This window comes from Paenibacillus maysiensis, assembly GCF_000520815.1.
Taxonomy (GTDB): Bacteria; Bacillota; Bacilli; order Paenibacillales; family Paenibacillaceae; genus Paenibacillus; species Paenibacillus maysiensis.
Window position 1 is genome coordinate 52,484 of record NZ_ASRY01000289.1, and the last position, 25,795, is coordinate 78,278.

The following is a 25,795-nucleotide window of genomic DNA, read 5'->3' on the forward strand; positions in this document are numbered from 1 at the left end:
CTCATACTATCACCCACCGTTAAAAGGAAAGTGACTTTACGGTGGTAGCCCCAGCGGAGCGGAGGATTTGAATCTGTAGAAGCGGAGCGTTCGCCTTTGCCCCTGAATTTTAACCTTATCATGTCTTATACAATCCAAAAAATTCAGGGGCAACAGCGATCGTAAGATCAAATCCTTCGCGGAGCCGCCCGCCCCCACACCGTAACTCTCTCTCTCTTTTTAACAATCAAGGAATCAATTTCGTCTCTTTCGCACGCTCAGCCATCTTCTTCGTATGCTTGCTGAGAGGCTTCTTAAGCACTAATCCAAACAGGAAGCAAACCCCGATGAATATAAACAGCATTACCACATCCCGCGTCACCGTCGAAGGAAGCATTCCTCCTACCGTTTCCCGTAGCAGACTAACCGCATAGGTGAACGGTACAAACGGATTCAGCGCTTGAAAAAACGGCGTGCTTGTCGCAATCGGGAATGTGCCACCTGAGCTGGAGAACTGAAGCACCAGCAAAATAACCGCCAGCCCCTTACCAATATTGCCAAACACCGAAACCAGTGTATAGGTCATGGCTGTGAACACGAGACTGATCAGGATGGAGGACAGTACAGATGCCACCTTGGCATCCACATACGCACCGAGCAGGAACAAGTCACCCAGCGACACACTAAGCGCCTGAAATATACCAATGGTGGAGAAGGTCATAAGTCGCCCGAAGTACACCTGGTAGCTTTTATATTTACCTTCCGGGTCCTCCACATCTACCCTGAACATCGACACCAGCAGCATCGCACCTACCCAAATCGACAATGTGGTATAAAAAGGCGACATCGCAGAACCGTAGTTCGGAATCGGATAAATCCGCTCCTGTTTCAACGACACCGGACTGCCGAGAAAATCGCTCTCCTTTTTCACGTCGCCCTTGAGCAGCGTAATGGCCCGTCCGAGGGCATTTTCACCTTTTAGCTTGCGAATCGTGTCCGCAGCCTGGCGTATGGAATCCTCAGCCGCAGGAAGATCCGTCCTCACAAAGTTGGCTACCTGGTGCACCGCGTGTTCTGCCTCAGGAAACTTGTTCTCAATCAGGTCAGCCATTTTGACAAACTGCTGCTCCGCCTTCGGCAAATCGTTACGCACAAAGTCCGCCGCCTGATGAATTTTACTTTTAACCCCAGGCAAATCGTTATTCACGAAGTCCGCTGCCTTGTTTACAGCATTCGTAAATTCACCCATGCGTCCCTGAATCGTTGTAGCTGCTTCATGCAGCTTTTGCCGATATTGTGGCAGGTCCTGCTGAAGTCGAGTCAGTTCTTCCTGACCGAATTGTGCGGCAGCCTGAGCATCGTTTAATATTTTTTCAATATTCGGTAGCTGCTCTTGGGCCGTATTCAGCACATTCGCAGAATTGCGGGCAACGGTCTTGATTTGATCCAGCGCCTTTTGAATGGCTGGTGCATATTCCGTATCATAGTTGCCCAAAATGCTGTCGATCCCGCTGCTGATTTCTCCAGCAAGGCGGTCAGCGTCATCCAGCAGATTTTGTGCAGGCTTCTCACCGCGCTGAATGGCATCTCCGATGCTGGTAACCGTGCTATTCAAGCGACGGAATCGATCCTCTACCCCACTCACACGGGAAATAAGCGAATCCAGCGGCTGACTCGGCAAATATCCGTTAACACGGGTCAACAACTGAGAAATACGATCCAGCACTTCCACGGCAGTGGTCAGTCTTCCGCTAACCCGATTCACCGCAGCCTGTGCCGCTCTAGGATCAAAGTCAACACCGCGGATGATTCCTGTGATCTCCGAAACTCCATTCGCCATTTGCTGTACCAACTGTAAATCCTCTTTGACCACCGTGCCGATTGAATCCAGCGCACCATCATTTTTATCCAGAAAATCAAGCAATCCGGTTGTAAAATCCTTGCCAGTATCCGCAATTTTTTGTACTTCAGGCAACGCTTTTTGTGCGGCATTAATGACCTTGAGCGCCGTTTGTGTATCCTCCAAAGCCGTAGTCAATGCGCTTGCTACCTTACCGAAATTTTGATCCAGCTCCACGATCCGATCCCCGGCCTTTTGAATGTCTGGCAGCCTTTTTTGAATATCTAAAATAACCGCCGCCACCTTGTCCAGCTCGGGCAAGTTTTTTTCAATTTTCAGCACCAGATCGCCAGCGCGGTTAATTTCAGGAATTTTCTCCTTTAATGCAATGATCTTTTGTCCCTGTGCCTTAATTTTCGGCAAATTCTGCTCCAGTTCGATAGCCTGCTTTCCTAATCTGTCGATATCCGGCAATCGGTTGTTCAACTCCAGCACTCGGTTCTCAATATTGCGAATGGTCGGCAATTCCTCCTCCAGCTTCACCCCGGCTTCCTTCAATTTGGTCAGCACAGCCTGACTGGCGGTTTCAATAAAGTTTTGACTAATCTGATTCGTCAGAGCGGTTGCTCCAGAAGAAGTAATTTTGGGAGCAACCGCATTGATTTTTTCATTGACGACGTAATCAATCTCCGGCTTTTGCGGATTTTCCGTGAGCACGCTCGTAATTTTTTTGGAGAAATCCTTTGGAATGAGCAGGCTTGCGTAATAATCTCCGTTCAGCACACCTTTTCGCGCTTCCGCTTCATTGACGAAGGTCCAGCCCAGTTTCTTGTTATTTTGAAGATTATGCAAAACCTCGTCACCGATATTAATCTTCTTCCCGTTCACCTCAGTGCCCTGATCCTGACTCGTTACTGCAATTTTAATACCAGATGTATTCGCATAAGGGTCCCACATTGCTTTCAAATTTACCCATGCATAGACGGAAGGCAAAAGAATAATACCAATGACCAATAAAGTCCCGGTTGATACTTTGAATACATTTTTCCAGTCTGTTAAGTAGATTTGCCATATCTTCCGCAACTTCACCACTCCTTGTATGTACATTAACCTGTCGTCCAGTGTTGTATGCACACGTATTGTAAACGATTCGAGCGAATGAAGCCAAATTAACCCTTTACTATCGTAAAAATAACGAATAAGTTCCTCAGCGCTTTCGAATTCCGAAGATAATTCCAAAATTTCCTCAACGACTTTAGGCAAACCAAAAAGAAGCCCCTCAGGCCTAATACATAGGCTAAGGAGCTTCTTATTCACTTCGTTATCCATTCTTCAGCAGTCTGGCCCCTGAAAAGGCTGCGCCGTGACGCAGTTTCCGCTTTTCCAGCCGTTTGTGCAGCGAACGGTTGTACAGAAATTGAATGACAAAATACGAAATAATCCCTAGCACCACGCCAAAAATCGACATGCCGATCAAAATATGCAATCCTCCATGCAGCAGGTCTCTGAATACAGACCAGTTGCCATGAAACAGCTCCATAAAGGAATGCTCGTGAAGCCGACCTCCCCGGACATGGACCGGGTAATGGGACGGATAAACCCAAGCTCCCAGTTGCTTGGCGAATGGCATCAGTACAATCGGCAAAAAGGTCAGCTTACCTACAACGTTGCCCACAATTGCCGCAGGCAGCGAACCGCCGGACAACCGGACAACCGGGTAAAACACGAGATATACTAGTGAAGCCGTGGAGATCACAATCATCTCCAGCGCAAAGCCAATGGCGAAGCCCAAAGAGATCTTTTTTACGCCACCAGGGGCACGCAACAGCTTGATGAAATTCAGGCGAATCGCACGCCATATATTATGAAACATATTATATTTCTTCTTCGATTTATGAGGTTTGAGCCTGTTCGGATTGAGCTTTATCAATAGGAGGACTCCTTCAACAGTACAATTCAAGTTCAGGAATGAGTATATACAGCTCCCCATCCTTACTTATGTCTATACTGTCATTATAACCCTCAGCGTTCGAAAAGCAATGCCATTCCGCCTGTTTCGCCGGTTTTAGGACAAGATTCGCTTGTTGACTTCGTTTTGGAGAGGTACAATGTCCCAAATATCCGCCGCGTACTGCTGAATTGTGCAATCGCTGGAAAATTTGCCGGCGTGCGCCATGTTTACAATGGCACGCCACGTCCACTCGGACGGATTCCGGTACACCTGCTCGATCTGCACTTGAGTATCTACATATGCGGCAAAGTCCTTGAGCACAAAGTATTCATCATTATGATCAATCAGGGATTGATAAATAGCCTCAAACTCCCGTTCATGCCGCGTAAAAGGAGCGTCGTTCACCAGTTGATCCAGCACTTCACGCAATCTTTCGTCACTGTTGGCTGTTTTGCGTGCTGAATATTGTCCGTCCCGGTAATACGCCTCGATTTGATCCACCTTCAGTCCGAAAATGAACATATTGGCGTCGCCCACCATTTCATGCATTTCTACATTGGCTCCATCCAGCGTGCCCAGGGTGAGTGCACCATTCATCATAAATTTCATGTTCCCGGTGCCTGAGGCTTCCTTACCTGCTGTGGAAATCTGCTCGCTGACATCCGCCGCAGGAATAATCAGCTCGGCCAGTGAAACCGAATAATTTTCCAGAAAAACGACTTTCAGCTTGTCCCTGATATCCACATCCCGATTGATCGTGTCCGCCACGTTGTTAATGAGCTTAATCGTCTGCTTGGCAAGATAATAGCCGGGAGCAGCTTTAGCCCCAAAAATAAACGTACGCGGTACCACATCCAGAGAAGGATTATGCTTGAGCTGGTTGTAAACATGCATCACATGTAAAATATTAAGCAGTTGTCGCTTGTATCCATGCAATCGTTTGACCTGTACATCAAAAATCGAGGACGTATCCAGTCGCACGCCCTGTTTAGCAAAAACATGCTCAGCGAGCCTGACTTTATTACTTCGCTTAATCGCCTGTATCCGCTCCTTGAACGACTCGTCCCCGCTGTAACGAAGCAGATCGATCAGCTCGCGTGGACGGGTTCTCCAGCGTGTGCCTATCGTTTCATCATACAAGCTTGCCAGCTCGGGATTCGCGTGCATGAGCCAGCGGCGATGGGCAATTCCGTTCGTTTTATTGTTAAAACGGCCGGGGTACAGCTCGTGAAACGGCTTCATTTCCCGCTCCTTCAAAATTTGCGTATGCAGCGCAGCCACCCCGTTGACGCTGTAGCTGCCGACAATTGCCAGATGGGCCATGCGAATTTGCTCACCGTGAATAATTGCCATTTCACCAATTTTGATGTCCTGTCCCGGATAACGCTCCAGCAGCATTGCACAATAACGCTTGTTTATCTCCTCAATGATAAGAGAAACACGCGGAAGCAGCTCCCGCACCATATTGACAGGCCATTGCTCCAGCGCCTCGCTCAATATCGTATGATTCGTATATGAAACCGTCCGCGTTGTAATATTCCACGCTTCATCCCAGCCCAAGCCCTTCACGTCCATTAAAATACGCATAAGCTCCGGTATAACGAGCGTCGGATGTGTATCGTTAATATGCAGCGCTATTTTGTCAGGCAACTGGCTGTAGGGCAACCGCAGCTTCTCAAACGTCCGCAAAATACTTTGCAAGCCGGACGAGCAGAGGAAATACTGCTGCTTCAAGCGAAGCAGCTTGCCCTCATAATTCGAATCGTCCGGGTACAGAAACGCCGAAATGGATTCTACCGAGCGATTGTAGTCAAGAAAGCGGTAGTAACCGCCTTCGCCATGAATCGGCCCTCGGACAGGATCAAGCGCCGACTCCGCACTCCAGATCCGCAGCGTATTCACCTGCGCATGTCCGTAGCCCACAAGTGGAATATCGTACGGAACAGCCCAGACCGTTTCGGCATCCTGCGTCTCGAATACAAGACGACCGTCCTCCTCCCGAGTTTCCACACGTCCCCAGAACTGAACCTCGACCTTCTTGTCGGGGCGGCGCTCCTCCCAGACGTTCCCTTTTTGCAGCCAGTAATCCGGCAGCTCCACCTGGTTTCCGTCCACAATACGCTGCTCGAACAGACCGTACTTGTAACGGATGCCGCAGCCATGTCCTGCATAGCCAAGGGATGCCAGCGAATCCATGAAGCAAGCCGCCAGACGGCCGAGACCGCCATTGCCCAGCCCCGCATCTGCCTCCTGTTCTTCAATCTCTTCCAGATCCCAGCCCAGCTCTCCCAGTGCCTGCCGGACCATATCCAGCACGCCCAAATTCAGCAAATTGCTGCCCAGCAGACGACCTATCAAAAATTCCAGTGAAAAGTAATAGACCTGCTTCTCTTGTCCTTCTTTATAGGCTTGGTTCGTTTCCGCCCAATTTTTGCCGACTTGTTCGCGGATCATGCCGCCCAAAACCTTATATATGTCTTCCGCCTGAGCTTCCTGCATCGGCTTGCCCAGCCTTCCGACCAGTTGCTCTCGAAAAGCCTGCTTAAATGCTTCCTTATTGCTGAACAAAGGTGTGACCTCCTGTTATTTCCGTTTTAAATGCTCAATTATATTTTTAAATCACGCTATTTTTGGCAATGACATAGGGTACTCTGGCGTCTCCAATCAGGGTACGATCCGGTGAAAGCTGCACATCCTTATCCAAAATCACATTCTCCACCACTGCGCCTTTACGGATCACACATTTCTGCATAATGATCGAGTTGCTTACCCGTGCGCCCTCCTCCACCCGTACCCCGCGAAAAAGGATGCTGTTCTCCACCTTCCCCCCAATCGTGCAGCCGTTGGCGATAAGCGAATGATCCACCTCGGCAGTGTCCGTATAACGGGTTGGGGCTTCATATTTGATTTTCGTATGCACCGGCTGATTCTGGAACAGCGCTTGATACTGCTGCTGATCCAGCAGCTTCATGCTGTTTTTATAGTAACTCTCAATGGAATTAATCACGGCATGATAGCCTTCATAGGGATATGCATAAATGCGCAGCCCACTAGGATTTTTCTGAATGGCATCCCGGAAAAAATGGTTATCCTGATGAGCAATGCAATGCTTCACCTGATCAAGATACAGGCTTTTGTCCATGACGAAAATTTCAAGATAAATATTATGATGATCCTGCTCCTGGTGAATGCCCGTCACCCGTCCGTCCTCATCAATCTCCAGTCGAACACAAGGAGCGTGCTCAGATTCGAGCTGATCTATTGCTTTGTACACAAGGGTGACGTCCGCGTTCTTCTCCCGATGGTAACGGTATACATCCTCAATATCAACCTTGTTGACATGCTGGGTTCCGGCGTGAACAATGGTCTGACCCGATGAACGATGAAAAAAGTCCAGATTGTTGTGTACATGCTGCAAATCTCCAAGTGATGCATCCGTCGGATCATTCCAGTCCGGTGGTAAAATGAACAATCCGCCCCGTCTGCGGTCCAGATCCCAAGGCCGTCCTTCACCCAGATGATCCAAAAGCGAACGGTATTTGCGACGGATAAACAGTGCAATATCATGCACCCCTGCATGCATCATGTTAGATAAGGTAAAATCAATGAGCCGATATCGACTGGCAAAGGGTACTGCGGCCCCGCACCGGAAATAGGTCAACTCCTTCAACTGATCCAGTTCGTGATCCAGGTTGATGACTCCAATGAGTCGGCTCATAGCGGACACCGTCCTTATCCGGGTTATATTCGTGCATGAAGCTGGCTTTCCTGATCGAACAAAACAATTTCATCCGAACTGCCCTCAGATCCGATGACCGCGTTGTCTTCAATAATTATGTTTTCGCTCACGATGGCCCGGTGAATGCGAACATTGCGACCAATTTTAACGTTTGGCATAATGACAGAATCGGTAATAACACTCCCTTCCCCTACCTCAACTCCGTAAAATAGCACGGAATGCCTGACCTCTCCATCCACCACGCAGCCTTCATTCACGATGCTGTTTTTCAGAATCGCCCGTTGGGTTATATACTGGGCCGGTTGATTGGGGCTACGGGTATAGATGCGCCAGAAAGGGTCGTTCAGGTCCAGAGGCGGGTCTTGAGCCAGCAGATCCATGTTGGACTCCCACAAGCTCTGAATGGTGCCTACATCCTTCCAGTACCCGGCAAACGGGTACGCATACAGCGACCGCCCATGCTGGAGCAGCAACGGAATGATATCCTTGCCAAAATCATGCGAGGATTCAGAATCACTCGCGCTCTCCAGCAGATATCGGCGCAGCACCTCCCATTTGAACAAATAAATGCCCATGGAGGCCAGCGTGCTTTTTGGCTGTTCCGGCTTTTCCTCAAAGTCGTATATTTTCAGATCATCATCGGCGTTCAGAATCCCGAAACGTTTGGCTTCCTGAATTGTGACGTCGATAACGGAAATGGTGCAGTCTGCTCCCTTTTCCTTGTGATAATCGAGCATACGACTGTAATCCATTTTATAGATGTGATCTCCAGACAAAATGAGTACATGCTCCGGGTCATATTGATCCAAAAAATGCAGGTTCCGATAGATAGCATCCGCCGTACCCCGATACCAGTTGTTTCCATTCTCCTTTTCGTGGGGAGGCAAAACGAAAACTCCTCCGTCCAGGCGGTCCAAATCCCAGTCGCTGCCGACACCGATATAGGAATGAAGCACCAGCGGTTCATATTGGGTCAGCACGCCCACGGTATCAATACCGGAATGAGTGCAATTGCTGAGAGGGAAATCAATGATGCGGTAGGTTCCTCCAAAAAATACAGCCGGTTTGGCAAGTGTACGGGTCAGTCCTTTGAGCCTTTTGCCTTGTCCGCCAGCGAGCAGCATGGCAACTACTTCCTTCTTTCTCATAACAAAGACCTCCCTGTCATGTGCATCTGAAGCAATTGCGGCAGGATACTTGATAATATCCATTAAACGTGAAAAGACAGTCGTAATCGTTTTAGTCCTGAAGGAACGGGTAAGATGTGATGGAAAGGGTAAATCATAGTTATGCGGAACGAGTGCAAGGAATCACTAAATCGTAAAATCCCGTTCATCTTTTCACATTTTGGATGCTTTTAAAGCATTTGTGTATGACAACATGATCATAAGGAGGCGTTATTCATGAAGAATAAAAAATGGGTGGTAGCAGTATTAGGAATGGGTGTTACGTATCTGATGAAAAATAAAGGGGCACGCGATAAGATACTGAATAAGGTACAGACTATTGTCAACCGTGCAAAAACATCTGCTAAATCGTAAAATGTTAAAGCAAGAAAAAAGCGAGCCTCTCTGAATCATTGTTCAGGGAGGCTCTGCTCTGACTTTTCTCTGCATCCACGAACAATATATCTGTTCGAGGCTGTATCAGTAGACGGTCAGGCATTCTCCTTGTGTTCTTCTATTTCCATGATATGTTCAATGGTAAAGGTTCGATGCTTCCATTCGGAGGAACGATAGGCCTCTAGGAGACCAAAGGTACGAATTTTCTCTTTGTCCACCTTCTTAAAGGTATGAGTAATCCCTACCTTGCCCTTGAAAGGAAAAAAGGAAAGACCTACAGTCTGATCCGATAACCACTCTGCCCAAACTCGCCCGCTTTCATGACGAACAGCCGGGAAGCTCAAACCTTCAGCAAACCATTCATAATCTGCTGTAGGCGTACCCGGCTCTCGACTGCACAGAAACAGACTCAATTCGTCGCAAAACAACATTCTCCGTACATCCGTCCGCACTTGATGTTCGAAAGTTACGCCACATGCCAGCTCCTGTTTGAGCCTCTGCCGACGCCGTTCCTCTGCCTCCTGATAAACATTCGTAATCTGCTTGTCCTGAGCGTTTTGATGCTCGGTCCGTCCGACTAGCTCCTTGTACATCAAGCTGCACAGCAACGCCGCATACGTATTTCCTTGCTCGACTTCATCAATCCCAAGATGATAGAAAACAAAACGTGGACTGAGCGGAAAATCAATAAACGTATAAGGTGCAGACACATGATCATTCCAGAAAGGAGCAGCGTCTAACTGTATCCAACCCCGATCATGCTCCCTTGCTGCATATACAAAATCCTGCTTATGACGTCTATTCTTGAAGGCGCTCTCTTCCCATTGTGAAGCCAACTCACCTGAAATATGGGCATGGTCATGCTGCGTCGTCATGATATAAGCTTGGTCCGTTTCATAAATAACCATATGCTCTCCCCTTCCGTTCGGCGATTCGTGTGATTGTGTACAAACTCTCTGATCGAAGGCCATGGTTATGCTTACGTTTATTATATCAGGATAAGGGTAAAAAGGCAGTGAAGTTTTCTGCCTCCTTATGTCTAATTACCCCTTTGATTCTTCACTCGAAACTGCTGCGGGGTCATCCCCTCCAGCTCACGAAACACCTTGTTAAAATGCTTTGCATTGTCAAAGCCCACGTTAGCAGCAATTTCATAAATCTTGCCTCCTAGACACCCCAGTAGCTTTTTGGCTTCTGCAATGCCAGCCTTTTTACATATACCGATTTTTTTGATTTTGGTGTCTAAAGTTCAGGTAGCAGCGTTCCGAGTCGCAGAATATTTTTGGCCTGTTGCGAATTTTTACAATCTATTGATTTACGAAGAAGACTATCCAATGGTACGATAAGCCTATATATTATTCCAATCATTACCTATACATCTAGATCAGGAGGATTAAAAAAGTGGAAGAATTGGTTCGTTCGATTCAAAAACAGATACGGATTAAAAAGGTAGCCTGCTGGGCGGGGATCATTTTGTTTGGCCTGTGTACTTTAGTCGGCGTTGCGGCTCAAGAATGGCTTTTGACGATTCTTTCCCTGGGGATAACGGTTTTATCCGCTTATGCTTTAAGGCTGTTGCGCGGTATGACCCGGTTTACTTCGGAATATCAGCCAGGAAAGGGCCATTGGTACTATCGCCTTACGGTTCAACAAAAGCTGCGTTATCTCACCTGGGCACAATGGGTTGTAGGCATCTCTATCGCCCTGATGTTCTTCGTGTTTCATGCCCGACTGACTTCTTTTGTCATAACTATTTTGTGTATCCTCACTATTCAATTTAGTATCAAGAAACGGATTAAAAATCATCAGGAGCCTGATGCTGCCGAGTTAGTTGAGTTTGTGCGTTTGGGGATCATCTCTCCCGATGAGCAGGCTATTGGAGTGTATAAAGATTTTGTGCATCTTACCCATACGTTTCGGGGGAACCAAATTATTATCGTGACGGATAAACGCCTGATTTCCGTGTTTATAGAGGAACAGGGTCGTGCGTTGAAAACGGAAATGCTGCTTTCGGGCATAAACAAGGTACGAGCGATCGGCACTGGTTTCCAGGGTCGTGGATTGCTTTTGTCAGTGAGCAACCGTGACCATAACGAGCTTCACGTTCATATGGTCGGACAAAGTATTTTCTTTTCACCAGAGCAGTTCGTGAGCTCTTTACTACAAGCATTGGATGGGGCCTTAAAGAGCAGTCCATACCAAATGGAAGAAACATTCCCGGCCTACCAGCAGTTGAAAATTTCATTGCATCCATCAGATCAGGGTGTTCTGCATAAGCCTACTACGGCTTAGTATTCATGAAACACCAAATAGCAAGCAAGCCCGGTTCCTAATGAGCTTGCTTGCTATTTGGCATGATTTAGCATACTTTTACATCATTTATCTAGTTGTCGGAGAGCTTCTTTTCTACTTACTTCTGTCCAATTAATGATTTGCTCCATGATAAAACACGGAAATGAGGTCATGACTTGTAACAAACACCAGCAAGCTAAACAGACTGAGCGACAGAGGCTGTGAAATCAATTTTTTCATCCTTTAACACTCCTTTTAAAATAGTTATATATTGGTCTTGCTGTGTTGCCGTAGCTTGGGTTCTGAAAATCTCAAATATTGCGGTACACTTCCTGAATTCATGCTCATGCTCCATACCCAGGGTATCTGACAGCATGAGGGATTGCAGAATATAGTTCAGCGCAACTGTAAACCGCTGCTGCTTGATGTAGTAGAGAGACAATTGATAGCAAAAGCGAAAATAATAAGACACATTCACAGGCTCTTCGAGATATTTGAAATCGTCAATTTGTTCAGCAAAGGGTTCAAGCACAGCCTCTAAAGGATAGTCGTGCCTGGATGCCCCCTCCACGATGGAAAGAAGCCCCGGTAACAGTTCTTCCGGATTGTTTTGAAGAAATTGAACGTATTCCTGCAACACTTCAAAACGGCCTGACAAAATATCAAGGGCATACAGATTGGCTTTGGCGGCATGGCGATAATACTCGACTTCCGCTTCCCCGTGTGGATCAAGACCATTAAACCAGCCCAATTCCGAATACTTTTCGATGCAATCTCGGGCTTCATCATATTTACCCTGTTTCTGGAAGGCCATTCCTTTCATCAGATGACTGTATCCATAGTAATATACTAGTGGACGTTTGGTATGTATGAGTTGTACGGATTTCTTGTGCGCTTTGTAGAACTGTAACTCCTGATACTTCTGACTGGCACGGTCGTACAGATGATCACATAAAGCAATCATATTGGCTCCGTCGTTAAACGAAAATGACAGCTTAATCATGTTAACAAGTGTGTCTAAATCTGTGATGTCGGAGTGAACAAGATCATCCACCCTCCCCACCTCCTTGTCCGACTTTTCATATTCACCAAATAGAAGTTCGCCAAGCAAAAGAAAGAACTGAATACCGTTCATGATATGATTGATCAAGTAACTTAATTACGTAATTATTACTTAATTAAGTTATATCATAAAATCAACTATGCCGCAAGCTTTTTATAATAATAAATTCCAATTATGAATTATGCCGAAGCAGGTCACACCAACACAAAAAAGGAAGCGGAATCCTTCCGCCTCCCCTACGTTACAACCTCTTTTACAACGTAACACCGTTTTTAAAAATAGCCAGCTCTCTGAAATTGTTCTTCTCGTTGTTCACCCAGGTTCCGCTGGCTACATCGACAATGTAATCCACAAAGCTGCGGAGTGCATCCTCCATGCTAACATCCTCCACCAGTGAACCTGCATTGTAGTCGATCCAATGGGGTTTGGCCTTATACAGCGGCGAGTTGGTCGAAACCTTCATCGTCGGAACGAAGGAACCGAAAGGCGTACCGCGTCCAGTTGTGAAAATAACGAGCTGGCAGCCCGCTGCCGCAAGCGCCGAAGAAGCAACCAGATCGTTCCCCGGTGCGCTGAGCAGGTTGAGCCCCTTGGTTTTGAGACGCTCCCCATACTGAATGACATCGGTGACCGTGGAAGAGCCAGATTTTTGCGTACAGCCCAACGATTTATCCTCCAGTGTCGTGATGCCTCCTGCTTTGTTGCCCGGCGACGGATTTTCGTATACCGGCTGCTTGTAATCCAGAAAATATTGCTTGAAATCGTTAATCAGATGCACGATTTTGCCGAATACTTCCTCGTCTGCCGCACGTTCCATAAGAATCGTCTCTGCGCCAAACATTTCCGGTACCTCAGTCAGTACCGTCGTTCCGCCCTGCGCGGCCATATAATCCGACAGCCGACCAAGCAGCGGGTTGGCGGTAATACCGGATAGGCCGTCAGAGCCGCCGCATTTCAAGCCGATATTCAGCTCAGCTAAAGGTACAGGCTCTCGCCGATCTTCCTGCACGGCCGCATAAATTTCATGAAGCAGTCGTACCCCTTCCTCCACTTCATCCGATACTTCCTGGGAAAGTAAAAACTTCACTCGTTCCGGGTCATATTCCCCGATAGCTTCCTTAAACTCCTTCATTTCATTGTTCTCGCAACCTAAGCCAAGAACCAGCACGCCACCCGCATTGGAATGCTTGACCGCATCAATCAAAATCGTGCGCGTATGTGCATGGTCGTCTCCCAACTGGGAACAGCCGTAGTTATGCTTGAGTACAAGTGCATTTTCAAAAGGCGAAATATCGCCCGCTTCCTGCTTGAAACGATTTAAAATAAGCTCGGCAATCCCGTTCACACAACCGACCGTTGGTACAATCCACAACTCATTGCGAATCCCCACGCGGCCGTCCTTTCGTCGATAACCCTGAAACGTACGACTCTCCTGTTCATATAAATGAGGCGCGGGTTTAGGCTTATAGGTGTACTCCTCTACGCCCGTCAGATTCGTCTTCGTATTATGCGTATGCACATGCTGCCCTGCCTGAATGGGCTGAATGGCATGACCGATCGGATATCCGTATTTCAGCACGTTCCCGCCTTCAGGAATGTCCTGCAACGCAATTTTATGCCCACGCGCCACATCCTCAGCCAGCTCCACGCGCTGTTCTGCTTGCGCTCCCCACGCCAGCGTCTCGCCCTGCTTGTAATCACGCAAAGCGACAGCCACGTTATCTTGATCATGAATTTGAATGAATTCCAGCATTCCAGTCTCCTCCTTGCTTATACTCTGGGCACGCTGTTCCCGGTTAGAGAATCCAGCGTTTCCTTCATTCCCCTGCTTGTAATCTCATACACATGCTGTGCCGTCTGTTCAGCCAATCCTGCAATCTGGTTCAGGTCTTGCCCCCACCAGGTCTGCTTGCCCAGTATCTGCGCCGTTAATTGCTTCGCTCCGGCAAGTGTTCCATCATATCCGCTCCACAGCTCGCCAAACGCGGTCAACACTTCCGCTTCATCTGCCAAAACAATCGGCTCGCCGTCTCTCTTTCCACGGTAAAATACGAATAAAGACGCCAGCGAAAATACCGTTTTGGCAGGTAATGCCTTATGCTGCTCCACATATTGAAGCAGGGAAGGCAAATTACGTGTCTTGAACTTGGATACCGAATTCAATGCAATGCTCATGACATAATGACTCACATACGGATTATGAAACCGTTCAACAACATCATCGGCGTATACATTCAATTCCGTTGCTGGCGAATCCAGCGTTGGAATAACTTCTTCTCGAATGAGTGACTGGATAAAAGCACCCACGACATCATGCTCGACCGCCTGCCCTACCGTATCCAAACCATATAAATAAGCGACAGGCGTAAGCGCTGTATGAGCCCCGTTCAAAATGCGTACCTTGCGTGTACGGTATGGCGCCATATCGTCGACGATCAGTACGTTCAGTCCAGCCAGATGAGCAGGTAATTCTTCCTTGAGCCATTGTGGGCCTTCGATGACCCACAGATGATACTGTTCACCGACAACGACCAGACTGTCCTTATAACCCAGCTCTGCTTGAATCTCTGTGATCCGGTCCTTGGGATAACCCGGCACAATCCGATCCACAAGGCTGTTGCAGAACGTATTCGCTTCCTCCAGCCAGGATGTAAACTCAGTCCCAAGCTTCCACTGATCTGCATATTTCAACACAATTTCCTTGAGCGCATCTCCATTACGGTCGATCAGCTCGCATGGGATGATAACCAGGCCCTTGCTTTGATCTCCATTGAAAAATTGAAAGCGCTTATACAGCAAAGCAGCCAGCTTACCCGGAAAGCTCTTTTGGGGGCGATCCTCCAGCCGATCCTCCGGTCCGTAAGCGATTCCTGCCTCCGTCGTATTCGATACGACAAAGCGCAGCTCCGGTTTTTGGGACAACGCCTCATATTCTGACCAATCTGAGCTGTACGGGTTAAGCCCGCGGGTGACGCATTCCACAACGGTATGCTCCTTCACGGCCTGCCCATCCTTCATCCCTTCGAGAATAACCGTGTACAGGCCATCCTGCTCATTAAGCTTCTCTACGAGACCTCCTGCCTGCGGCTGTACAATGACAACACCCGTATTCCAATCGGCCAGCTTATTCATTTTGTCAAATTGCCAATCTACAAAAGCACGCAGGAAATTCCCTTCCCCGAATTGCAGCACTCTTTCAGGATACGGCTCTGTCACGATAAAGCTTTTTCTGTTTAATTGGTCCAATTCATCTGCTTGTTTCATCCGGAGTAACCTCCCATTATTACCTTAATGATTTCAACAATATTTTATCACAATGCACACGTTAACAAAATAGTTTTCTCAATATTTTTAGTTTTATAAATTATTAATGACAATAATATGAACACGTTAACATGCAAACTATGCAACCTTACGCGGATCTATGATTATCTTCCCGCTGTTTCGCACCTGAACCAAGACGGTTAAGGCTAATTAGAATAGATGCAAGATAGCATGGGCAGGATAACATTACTTACTAGGCAGGAGGAACATCTATGAAGACAATCGCAGATACTATTGTAGAAGTTTTAGTCAATACAGGGGTCAAGCGAATTTATGGTATCGTTGGAGATTCTTTAAATAATATGGTCGATTCCATTCGCAGGAACGGTCAAATTGAATGGATTCATGTGCGGCACGAAGAAGTGGCTGCCTTTGCAGCCGGGGCAGATGCTGATCTTACTGGCAGCATTGCAGTGTGCGCTGGCAGCAGTGGTCCCGGAAATCTACATCTTATTAACGGATTATATGATTGTCATCGCAATCGGGTACCTGTACTCGCTATTGCGGCCCATATTCCAAGCGACGAAATTGGAAGCGAATATTTCCAGGCTACGCATCCCGAGCATCTTTTCGGGGAATGCAGCCACTTCTGTGAAGTCATTACGACTCCACGACAAATTCCAAGAACGATTACGATGGCTATACAACAGGCGGTTTCACGTTCAGGTGTCTCCGTCATTGTTCTTCCCGGAGATGTGGCGGCTTTAGCAGCGGAAAAGGCGCCTATTCCCGAACATGTCTACCATCCCACTGCACCTGTGGTGCATCCGTCAGCTTCTGAAATTTCCCGGCTGGCCGAGTACCTGAATGAAGGTAAACGAATCACTTTGTTATGCGGCTCCGGCTGTGCTAAATCCCATGAGTTGCTCATGCAATTGTGCGACAAGCTGAAATCCCCTATGGTCGCTGCCCTTCGAGGCAAGGAATACCTGGAGTATAACAATCCTTATTATGCAGGCTTGACAGGTCTGATCGGATATTCTTCCGGATACCATGCGATGATGGATTGTGACGTCCTGCTTATGCTCGGAACAGACTTTCCTTACAGACAGTTTTATCCCGAAAATGCAGTTGTGCTGCAAGTGGATATAGAGCCTGCCCACCTCGGCAGACGCACTCCTTTAACGTATGGGCTGTGCGGGGATGTAAAAGCAACGTTGGAAATGCTGCTTCCTCTTTTAACGACAGAGCATGATGCCAAGCATTTGGAAAAAACCGTCTCTCACTATACCAAGGTGCGTCAGGAGTTGGATGAACTGGCGGTTGGCAAACCGGGTCATACGCCGATTCATCCGCAATATCTCACCAAGGTAGTTAGTGATGCCGCGCATGAAAATGCCATTTTCACCTGTGATGTGGGTACGCCTACCGTGTGGGCAGCACGTTATTTGCAAATGAACGGCCAACGCCGACTGATCGGCTCCTTCAATCACGGAACGATGGCAAGTGCATTGCCGCAAGCGATTGGGGCACAAGCCACTGAGCCTGACCGACAGGTGATTGCTCTCTCTGGCGATGGCGGATTGACGATGCTGATGGGCGATCTCCTCACCCTGAAACAGCATCAGTTACCTGTAAAAGTTATTGTTTTCAATAACGGCGCCCTCGGTTTTGTTGAGCTGGAAATGAAAGCAGCCGGTTTTTTGGAAAACGGCACCGCGCTGGTGAATCCTGATTTTGGCGCAGTCGCGGAAGCTATGGGTCTCAAGGGAATTCGAGTCGAAGATCCGGCGATGCTGGAGGACGCAATTCAACAGGCATTGGCTCACGATGGTCCTGTGGTGGTGGATGTGGTGGTAAACCGTCAGGAGCTATCCATGCCACCTAAGATTAATCTCAAACAGGCTGAAGGTTTTTCGCTATGGATGATGAAAGCTGTGCTGAACGGGCGCGGTGACGAAATTATTGAACTGGCGAAAACCAATCTTTTAAGATAGAAAGCCGCCGCACTCGCCCAGATTTGAATACCAAAGGGCAGGAACAGCGCGTCATGCACTGAACCTGCCCTTTTTGGCCTGCCTTTTTCCAATAAAATCAAGCTTAACGTTGCCTGTCTGCCGTTGATTTCCGCTTCATGAGCGCGGTTTCCATAAATATAAGCTCGCCCTCGTTCGACGGTGACTGGATCCGTTCCAAAATACACGCGGCTCCACGCGCGCTAATCTGCTCAATCGGTCTTTTGACCGTCGTTAACGGCGGGGTCGTATACATCGAAAAGCCGATATCGTCAAAGCCAATGACCGAGATATCGTCCGGTACTTTTAAGCCGTGCTCGAATACCGCGTTCATCGCCCCGATAGCCATGTCATCGTTAGAACAAAACACCGCCGTCGGCGGTTCCTCCAAGGAAAGCAACTGCTTCATCGCCTGACTTCCGCTTTCGGTGTCATAATGTCCATGCACGATGTATTCGTGCCGAATCGGCTTGCCGCTGTCAATCAGCGCATTCATAAAACCTTCTCGCCGTTGCTGGGTGGACTTAAAGCCTTCTACCCCTTCAATGATCGCGATGCGTTCATGACCGCTTTCAATGAGAAAAGAAACTGCCGCATAGGACCCTTCCTTATCGTTCGAAATGACATTCACAATACCTGCCCCGGGCACCTGCCGATTCAGCACGACGAGCGGAATGCCCTGACCGAGCACATGATAAATAAACGGGTTGTCCGCCTCGCTCTGACTCATCAGGATGATGCCATCAAAACGTTTGCGGTGAATGGCCGAAAAATCGGCGTAATCGTCAATCCCTCCCACAAACAGATTGTAATCCACCCCGATGACATGATTAACTCCGCGGATGGTATCCGCAAAAAAGCTGGAGCTAGTGCCTTCCGAAATACTGGTGAAAAACAGGCCAATTGTATGCGAGCGCTGGAGAACAAGGCTTTTGGCGTTAAAATTTGGAATGTAATTGAGTTGCTCCGCCAGCTCCATAATTTTGCGTTTGGTATCTTCTTTGATTAGTGGGCTGTTGTTGAGCGCCCGGGAAACGGTCGTATGGGAAACATTCGCCAATTTGGCAATGTCTTTAATGGTAGCTGCCATATACGTATCCTTTCTTTACTGAGGCTCTAAAAAATTATATACCCACCATACCACAGGAGCCGCCCGGAAAAGAAGACTTTCACAAATTATACGCGGTTATCAGCATGTCGACGCTGTAGCTCTTGAACCATTTCTGCGTGTCTGCTGTCTGTCAGCTTGTACATTTTACCGATTACCAGCATGGCAATGAGCAGGGCAACAGCCGGATAGAGACACAGCAGCGCCTTGATTCCGAGCAGCGTTCCAGAGGTTTGAACTACATTTGGGACATATCCGATAAACGCCAGCCCGATCCCGGACAGAAAGCCGGACAAGGATTGAGCCAATTTGCGTGAAAAGTTAAAAAGCGAGTAGGTAATCCCTTCCTTCCGCTCCCCGGATGACCATTCGCCGTAGTCAATGATATCGGAGACAAAGGCCCAGGTAACCCCGTTAGGAATACTAATACCAATAAACGAAATACTGGCCAGAATGGTGAAAATATATACATTCGAAGGCATAAAGAAGTTCATGGAGTCGGCAATGACACTGACCAGCATCCCAAGCATGGCTGTTTTTCGTTTACCGAAGCGCCGCACTAGCTTGGGCAGGAATAATACACCCAGCAACGAAGAACCGATTATAATAAAATTCATATAAGCCATTAATTCTACATGTCCCAAATTATATTCGGCAAAATAGATCAGTAACGCAGACTTGATATTGTACGCGGATATGGTGAAAATCGTCATCAACACGAGTACCAGCAGAGGCTTGTTGGTCGTAAAGGTATGCACGATCACGCCAAAAGAAAGTTTTTCCTTCGGTCCCGACTGACTGACAATACGCTCCTTCGTTCCCCGATAGCATACGATGAAAGCGATCACACCAATGAGAGACATGATCCCCATCACGACCGGATATCCAACATGATGGTTAGGAAACAGTAAAATAAGCGGCATGACAATGACACTGGTTACGAACAATGCGCCCAGTGATCCTGCCTGACGGAAAGATGACAATGAGGCACGCTGTATAGTATCCTGCGTAATGGCGGCACCCAGCGAGCCGTATGGAATGTTTACAATAGAATATCCAACACCCCAGATCATATAAGACGCATAGGCGTAAATAAGTTTGCCTGTGGGTGAAATATTCGGTGAAATAAAGGTAAGAACCGTAAGAATAGCAAGGATAACGCTTCCAACGATAAGAAAAGGTCTAAATTTTCCGCGTGTACCAATATGCTTGCGATAATCAACAAAGGACCCGACAATGGGATCACAGACGGCGGCAAACAGCTTGCTGACCAAGAAAATGATTGCGGCTGCTCCTGCTGAAACTCCTGCTACATCCGTAAAAAATTTCAGCAAATACAACTGTCCCAAATCAAACATGAATCCGTTTCCAAAGTCACCCATACCATACGAAATCTTTTCTTTCAGGCTGATATGCTCACCTGTCTTGTTGTCAGTTTGGATGCTCTCCTGAACGATAGGCACTCCCATAGCCTGCTCACTCCTCTATCTTTGTAATTATTTTCACATTCTTGTCTGATACGTATTCTGTTTTCAATCCCCCTTACCCGGAGCTTGAATTGCCTCCCGGCAAGGGCATCTATTGAAATGTGAATTTACAAGTTCCTTCTGTACATCATCACTTGCTGTGAACAACCGTCGGGAAATTAAAATATTGCTTGGCATTATTGTAGCTAATGTTTTGTACCATTTCTCCGAGCAGCTCCAGATCCTCAGGTGCCTTGCCCTCCTGTACCCATGTTCCGATCAAATCACAAAGTATCCGCCGGAAATATTCGTGCCGTGTATAGGACAGGAAGCTGCGGGAATCCGTCAGCATACCAATGAAGCGGGACAGCACACCATAGTTTGCGAGCAGCTTCAATTGCTCCAGCATGCCTTCGATATGGTCGTTATACCACCAAGCGGTACCAAACTGGATTTTACCTGGTGTTCCGCCAGACTGGAAACCGCCTGCAAGACTTGCCAGCACCGGATAATCAACTGAGTTGAGTGAATACAAAATTGTTCGCGGCAGACCTCCTGCCAGCTCCTGTGCATCCAGCAATGCCGCCAGCGGACGAGCGATGGAGCCGTCATTCACTGCATCATAGCCTGTATCCGGTCCCAAGCTGCGGAACATGGCCGTGTTATTGTTACGCAGTGCGTGAATATGGTACTGCATAGCCCAGCCATGCTCTGCATACTGTTTCCCAAGGAATACAAGGACGTACGATTTGTATTTCGCCTCTTCTAATGGAGTCACATGGCCTTCCTCCAGCGCCTTGCTGTATATCGCTGCCGCTTCCTCATGTGTTGTTTCTTCATAAACGACCGTATCCAGCGCATGATCGGACACCCTTCCTCCAGCAGCATGGAAGTGACGGACCCTGCTCGCCAGCGCGTTCAAAAATCCTTCCAGACCGGAAACATCCAGTCCGCTCACTTCACCCAATCGAGCGACCCAAGGCTGGAATGTTTCGCGGTTAATTTCCAGTGCTTTGTCTGGGCGGAAGCTTGGCAGTACAGCCACTGGAAAATCCGTCAGCTTGCTAATTTGCTTATGATATTCGAGATGGTCCGTCGGATCATCAGTAGTGCACACAACGGTTACCTTTGAATTCACAATCAGATCACGTGCCCTAAAACCCTTTCCTTGCAGCTTTTGGTTCACCTTTTCCCAAATCACAGGCGCATTCTGTTCGTTCAGCAGTTCATGGACACCAAAAAAGCGCTGAAGCTCTAAATGCGTCCAATGATACAGCGGGTTGCCGATCAGTGTAGGTACGGTTTTGGCCCAAGCCAAAAATTTGTCATAATCTTCCGCATCTCCAGTAATCAGGCGTTCCTCAACTCCATTGGCCCGCATGAGTCTCCATTTGTAATGATCTCCGTACAGCCATGCTTCTGTAATGTTTTTGAACGTTTTATTTTCGTAAATTTCCTGTGGACTTAAATGACAGTGATAGTCGATAATCGGTAGATCCTTGGCATACTGATGATACAAAATTTCAGCGGTTGGATTGCTCAACAAAAAGTTGTCGTCTAAAAATGCTTTGGTCATGGCTCATTCGTCCCTTCTATAATCATGTTTCTGAATAATTGTTAACGTGAACAAAAAAGAATTCGATCTTGCTGCTATTCAGTAATAGCATTCTATAACGCATAGCAGGTTACCTACTTATATCAAATGATACCGCTATAATACGATACCTGCATGGCATGTCGAATCACCCTTGATTACTTCTCCTTAAATTTAATGTTTACGTTAACAACAATTACATTGTAACCGCTATCCTTTGCAGAGGAAAGTGATTTTTATCATGTGGAGGAACAAAAAAACAGACCTGCCACAACCTCTGCAGATCTGTTTTCTTCGTCCAGCTTTATTTCAGACTATTATGAAACGTTTCAACTTTCACTCCCTCTTCCCCTTCATCTTGTCATTTTCAATAAAATGCCCCTCACTTATTTTAGGGCATGAGCATTGTTTGAAAATCCTTTATTTCCAAATCTCCGCAATTTTTATTTTTCCTCTTAAACCGCGCTTTGAAAACGTTTTTATATATTTTCGCTCTTTTTCAGAAAATTTTACTCTTGAAAGTACCAGTTATTGTATTATAATTGTCATATACAACCAATGTTTTACATTGAAAGTATTTTGTAACCATATCCAAAGAAGAGGTGATTGCGTTGAGCACAAAAGTGCAAACTATCCATGCTAAAACCGCTACAAAAGGAGCTGACCTCGTTGTCGATTGCTTGATTAAACAAGGTGTAACGCACATTTTTGGTATTCCAGGTGCCAAGATTGACTCGGTTTTCGATGTCCTTCAAGATCGAGGTCCAGAATTGATCATATGCCGTCATGAACAAAATGCCGCCTTTATGGCCGCTGCAGTCGGTCGATTAACTGGGAAGCCAGGCGTATGCCTTGTCACCTCTGGTCCCGGTGCATCCAATTTGGCGACAGGACTTGTCACTGCTAATGCAGAGAGTGATCCCGTCGTCGCTCTTGCAGGTGCAGTCCCAAGATCCGAACGCCTGAAACGCACGCATCAATCCATGGATAATGCCGGTTTATTCGAGCCGATCACTAAATATAGTGTAGAAGTAGAACATCCTGATAATGTACCGGAAGCTATTACTAACGCATTTCGGATTGCGACCTCAGCCCAGCCTGGAGCCACGTTTGTCAGTCTGCCGCAGGACGTGTTGACTTCGTCATCCGAAGTGACAGCCATTGAGAAGCTTTCTCTCCCACAGCTTGGAATCGCACCAGCCGGTCTCATCAAACAAGTCGCAGGCCAAATCAGAAAAGCCAAACTGCCCGTACTTCTCCTCGGTATGAAAGCCAGTACGCCTGAAGCCACAGCAGCCATCCGTGAACTGATTCGAAATACGGATTTGCCTGTCGTCGAAACCTTCCAGGCTGCCGGAGCCATTTCCCGCGAATTGGAGAATCATTATTTTGGCCGAGTCGGTCTGTTCCACAATCAGCCGGGTGACATGCTCCTTGGAGCCGCAGATCTGGTGCTGACTATTGGCTATGACCCCATTGAATACGATCCGAAAAACTGGAACATTCCTGCAAACCGGACCCTCATTCATCTCGATGATCATCAGGCGGATATCGACCATGATTATCAACCGGATTACGAACTGATCGGCAATATAGCCCTGATCGTGCGCAGTCTCGCAGAAGAATTGCCTACAGTAAAACTACCTGAAGCCTCATGCGCCCAACTGAATCGTCTTCGTCACGAGCTGAACGAGCAAGCCGCCGTTCCTGCTCGCAAGCACAACTATCTGATTCATCCATTACAATTCATTCGTACGCTGCGCAGCCTGATTGATGATAACGTCACGGTCACCTGCGATGTGGGTTCACACTACATTTGGATGGCCCGGTATTTCCGCTCCTATGAGCCGCGTCGCCTTCTGTTCAGTAACGGAATGCAGACACTCGGTGTAGCTCTTCCCTGGGGCATTGCTGCCACACTAGTCAATCCCGGTCAAAAAGTCGTTTCCATTTCTGGCGACGGAGGATTTCTTTTCTCATCCATGGAGCTTGAAACTGCCGTACGTCTCAACTCCCCACTTGTGCATATTGTATGGAGAGACGGTACCTACGACATGGTCGCCTTTCAACAACAGATTAAATACGGCAGAACGTCCGGCGTAGAATTCGGAGATGTGGATGTCGTGAAATATGCCGAAAGCTTCGGGGCAACCGGATTGCGCGTGCATTCCCCTGAAGAACTGGAGAGCGTATTGCAACAGGCACTACATACCGATGGCCCCGTGGTCGTCGATATTCCGATTGATTATCAGGATAATATCCAGTTGGGACGTAAACTGCTGCCCAATCAGTTAAACTGAATTCACAGTTGCCCAATCGTGACGGCTTTGTGACAATGAATGGAGTTTAACGTTTTTTTTATGAGTTTTTTGGGTTATCCATGTTATTTACTGAAATTTTACGTTTATTATTGAAAAAGAAAGAAAATAAATGCATACAATTACAAAAGGAAGTGTATTACCATGACCGTTGCAGGACTGGAAACCAAGCAAGAAACTGATCATGATATTTACCAAACGTCCACTATGCTTGCTCTATTAGATGGTCTTTATGACGGAGTTGTTGCCTTTGAGGAGTTGCAAAAGCACGGGGATTTCGGAATTGGTACCTTTGATCAACTGAATGGCGAGATGATTGCGTTTGATGGTGAGTTTTATCACTTGCTTCCAGACGGTACGGCCCATCGTGTAAAACCGGAAGAGACAACTCCCTTTTCCACAGTCACCTTTTTCCGTGAAGATTTCACATATACTATTGACCGTCCCATGCATCGTGAAGAGCTGGAAGCTCTGCTGCTAAAGCTGTTTCCAAGTCGTAATCTGTTCTATGCCTTCCGTATGGACGGCACTTTTCGTGAAGTGAAGACACGCACCGTGCCTCACCAGGTGAAGCCTTACAAGCCTTTTATCGAAGCGACCAAATCACAGCCCACGTTCTCCTTTAACGACGCTTCCGGCGTGATTACCGGGTTTTGGACACCTGCGTATGCTCAAGGAATTGGAGTGGCCGGTTTCCATTTGCACTTTATTAACGACGAACGCACCGGAGGCGGACATGTCTTTGATTTTGTTGTCGACAAGTGCACAATTCGTGTTTGTCAAAAATCCAATCTGCACCTCGTCCTGCCCGAAACACCGGATTATTTGGCCGCCAACCTGTCCAGAGAAAATCTGGAGAAGGAAATCGCCGTTACCGAGGGTGCGCAATAATCGCAGTGTATGATTCAACAAGGTACAGTCTATATAAATTGAACTGGAAATGTACATGACGTGCCACTCCGCCAACCCCAAGTAAAAACCAAAGATCGCAGCCCAGAAGAGATACTTGATGCTCTCTGGCTGCGATCTTTTTTAGTATGCACTTCCGAATAAATGCGCGATAATGATTATCTATTGTTTTTCTCATCATTTCATACTTACGTCTCAATCTGATCCAGCTTATCTGCATAATATTGAATCGCTCGTGAGTACGCTTGTGTTGGCGAGTCCGAGGTGGTTTCAGCCAGCTCCGTTAACAGGCCTTGCATGGCCTTCCCATGTTCTCCAAGATTGTATAACACCATCGCATAAAATACGCGAAACGGCCTGTAATCCGAAAATTCGTTCATGCCTGTTTCAAGGCACGATTTCGCCTTGGCATACTCTCCCAAAACACGGTACGTGCTGCCTAATCCTAGGATCGCCCCTTTCCTCGATTCTGCCGATAACGTCATACCCAGACTTTTTTCGTAAAAAGGTACTGCTTCCCTCTCCAGTCCTAATGTATCATGCGTCCAAGCCGTCTGATACCACAGCTCGGCATCATTCTGCTCCTGCTCCAATGCCTTCAATAACAGCTTGCGCGCTTCCTCCGCCTGCCCTGTGCGCCTTAGCTCGCTGGCTTTTGCAATAATATCGTTCATGTCAGATCACTCGTTTCGAAT

At 47.4% G+C, this 25,795-nt stretch carries 19 protein-coding genes; 5 read left to right on the top strand and 14 right to left on the bottom strand.

Features of this window, described 5'->3' with window-relative positions; all coding sequences use genetic code 11:
- Positions 1-226 precede the first annotated feature (226 nt).
- The 5 genes from L696_RS0121955 to L696_RS0121975 all read right to left on the bottom strand — a co-directional run bounded on the left by L696_RS0121955 (position 227) and on the right by L696_RS0121975 (position 8,657).
- Positions 227-2,902 (bottom strand): YhgE/Pip domain-containing protein, encoded by a 2,676-nt coding sequence (locus L696_RS0121955; protein WP_025685559.1) that lies wholly within the window; start codon positions 2,900-2,902, stop codon positions 227-229.
- Positions 2,903-3,140: 238 nt separating this feature from the next.
- On the bottom strand, positions 3,141-3,692 hold the full coding sequence (locus tag L696_RS0121960) for a DUF2062 domain-containing protein (protein ID WP_049827490.1): 552 nt from the start codon (positions 3,690-3,692) through the stop codon (positions 3,141-3,143).
- A 192-nt stretch (positions 3,693-3,884) separates the two neighbouring features.
- Positions 3,885-6,338: a glycogen/starch/alpha-glucan phosphorylase gene (locus tag L696_RS0121965; protein WP_025685561.1), complete on the bottom strand. Its 2,454-nt coding sequence runs from the start codon at positions 6,336-6,338 to the stop codon at positions 3,885-3,887.
- Positions 6,339-6,384: 46 nt separating this feature from the next.
- The gene (gene glgD / locus L696_RS0121970) at positions 6,385-7,488 is read right to left on the bottom strand and encodes a glucose-1-phosphate adenylyltransferase subunit GlgD (RefSeq protein ID WP_025685562.1); all 1,104 of its coding nucleotides are present in this window, start codon (positions 7,486-7,488) and stop codon (positions 6,385-6,387) included.
- A 23-nt stretch (positions 7,489-7,511) separates the two neighbouring features.
- Positions 7,512-8,657, bottom strand: coding sequence for a glucose-1-phosphate adenylyltransferase (locus L696_RS0121975; protein ID WP_025685563.1), 1,146 nt, complete (start codon positions 8,655-8,657; stop codon positions 7,512-7,514).
- 255 nt (positions 8,658-8,912) lie between these two features.
- Between L696_RS0121975 and L696_RS31295 the strand changes: the two genes are divergently transcribed.
- The gene (locus L696_RS31295; protein WP_162833924.1) at positions 8,913-9,050 is read left to right on the top strand and encodes a hypothetical protein; all 138 of its coding nucleotides are present in this window, start codon (positions 8,913-8,915) and stop codon (positions 9,048-9,050) included.
- A 116-nt stretch (positions 9,051-9,166) separates the two neighbouring features.
- On the opposite strand, the gene L696_RS0121985 is transcribed toward L696_RS31295, so the two are convergent.
- Positions 9,167-9,979 carry a DUF3891 family protein gene (locus L696_RS0121985; RefSeq protein ID WP_025685564.1) on the bottom strand — a complete coding sequence of 271 codons (813 nt, stop codon included), beginning with the start codon at positions 9,977-9,979 and terminating at the stop codon, positions 9,167-9,169.
- Between the two features lie 131 nt (positions 9,980-10,110).
- Positions 10,111-10,305 carry a helix-turn-helix domain-containing protein gene (locus L696_RS29840; protein WP_342447950.1) on the bottom strand — a complete coding sequence of 65 codons (195 nt, stop codon included), beginning with the start codon at positions 10,303-10,305 and terminating at the stop codon, positions 10,111-10,113.
- Between the two features lie 167 nt (positions 10,306-10,472).
- On the opposite strand from L696_RS29840, the gene L696_RS0121995 reads away from it, so the two are divergent.
- Positions 10,473-11,363, top strand: a complete 891-nt coding sequence (locus L696_RS0121995; protein ID WP_025685565.1) for a hypothetical protein — start codon at positions 10,473-10,475, stop codon at positions 11,361-11,363.
- Positions 11,364-11,559: 196 nt separating this feature from the next.
- Here the strand turns inward: L696_RS0121995 and L696_RS0122000 are convergent, their stop codons facing one another.
- The 3 genes from L696_RS0122000 to L696_RS0122010 form a co-directional block, all read right to left on the bottom strand.
- Entirely contained in the window at positions 11,560-12,417 is an 858-nt protein-coding gene (locus L696_RS0122000) for a hypothetical protein (RefSeq protein ID WP_025685566.1), read from the bottom strand.
- 262 nt (positions 12,418-12,679) lie between these two features.
- Positions 12,680-14,179, bottom strand: coding sequence for a UxaA family hydrolase (locus tag L696_RS0122005; protein ID WP_025685567.1), 1,500 nt, complete (start codon positions 14,177-14,179; stop codon positions 12,680-12,682).
- 17 nt (positions 14,180-14,196) lie between these two features.
- The gene (locus tag L696_RS0122010; RefSeq protein WP_025685568.1) at positions 14,197-15,690 is read right to left on the bottom strand and encodes a tagaturonate reductase; all 1,494 of its coding nucleotides are present in this window, start codon (positions 15,688-15,690) and stop codon (positions 14,197-14,199) included.
- A gap of 272 nt (positions 15,691-15,962) precedes the next feature.
- Between L696_RS0122010 and poxB the strand changes: the two genes are divergently transcribed.
- Positions 15,963-17,687 (top strand): ubiquinone-dependent pyruvate dehydrogenase, encoded by a 1,725-nt coding sequence (poxB, locus tag L696_RS0122015; protein WP_025685569.1) that lies wholly within the window; start codon positions 15,963-15,965, stop codon positions 17,685-17,687.
- Positions 17,688-17,790: 103 nt separating this feature from the next.
- Here poxB and L696_RS0122020 read toward each other — a convergent pair whose 3' ends face one another.
- From L696_RS0122020 to uxaC, 3 genes are all read right to left on the bottom strand, one after another.
- Entirely contained in the window at positions 17,791-18,795 is a 1,005-nt protein-coding gene (locus L696_RS0122020; RefSeq protein ID WP_025685570.1) for a LacI family DNA-binding transcriptional regulator, read from the bottom strand.
- 86 nt (positions 18,796-18,881) lie between these two features.
- Positions 18,882-20,282, bottom strand: a complete 1,401-nt coding sequence (locus tag L696_RS0122025; protein ID WP_025685571.1) for a glycoside-pentoside-hexuronide (GPH):cation symporter — start codon at positions 20,280-20,282, stop codon at positions 18,882-18,884.
- Between the two features lie 148 nt (positions 20,283-20,430).
- Positions 20,431-21,855 carry a glucuronate isomerase gene (gene uxaC / locus L696_RS0122030; RefSeq protein WP_025685572.1) on the bottom strand — a complete coding sequence of 475 codons (1,425 nt, stop codon included), beginning with the start codon at positions 21,853-21,855 and terminating at the stop codon, positions 20,431-20,433.
- A 620-nt stretch (positions 21,856-22,475) separates the two neighbouring features.
- Between uxaC and alsS the strand changes: the two genes are divergently transcribed.
- Together alsS and budA are read left to right on the top strand one after the other, a co-directional pair.
- Complete coding sequence (gene alsS / locus L696_RS0122035) at positions 22,476-24,173, top strand: acetolactate synthase AlsS (protein ID WP_025685573.1); 1,698 nt, start codon at positions 22,476-22,478, stop codon at positions 24,171-24,173.
- Positions 24,174-24,335: 162 nt separating this feature from the next.
- On the top strand, positions 24,336-25,082 hold the full coding sequence (budA, locus tag L696_RS0122040; RefSeq protein ID WP_025685575.1) for an acetolactate decarboxylase: 747 nt from the start codon (positions 24,336-24,338) through the stop codon (positions 25,080-25,082).
- Positions 25,083-25,288: 206 nt separating this feature from the next.
- On the opposite strand, the gene L696_RS0122045 is transcribed toward budA, so the two are convergent.
- A complete protein-coding gene (locus L696_RS0122045) occupies positions 25,289-25,774 on the bottom strand; it encodes a tetratricopeptide repeat protein (RefSeq protein ID WP_025685576.1) in 486 nt (161 codons plus the stop codon).
- Positions 25,775-25,795: the final 21 nt, after the last annotated feature.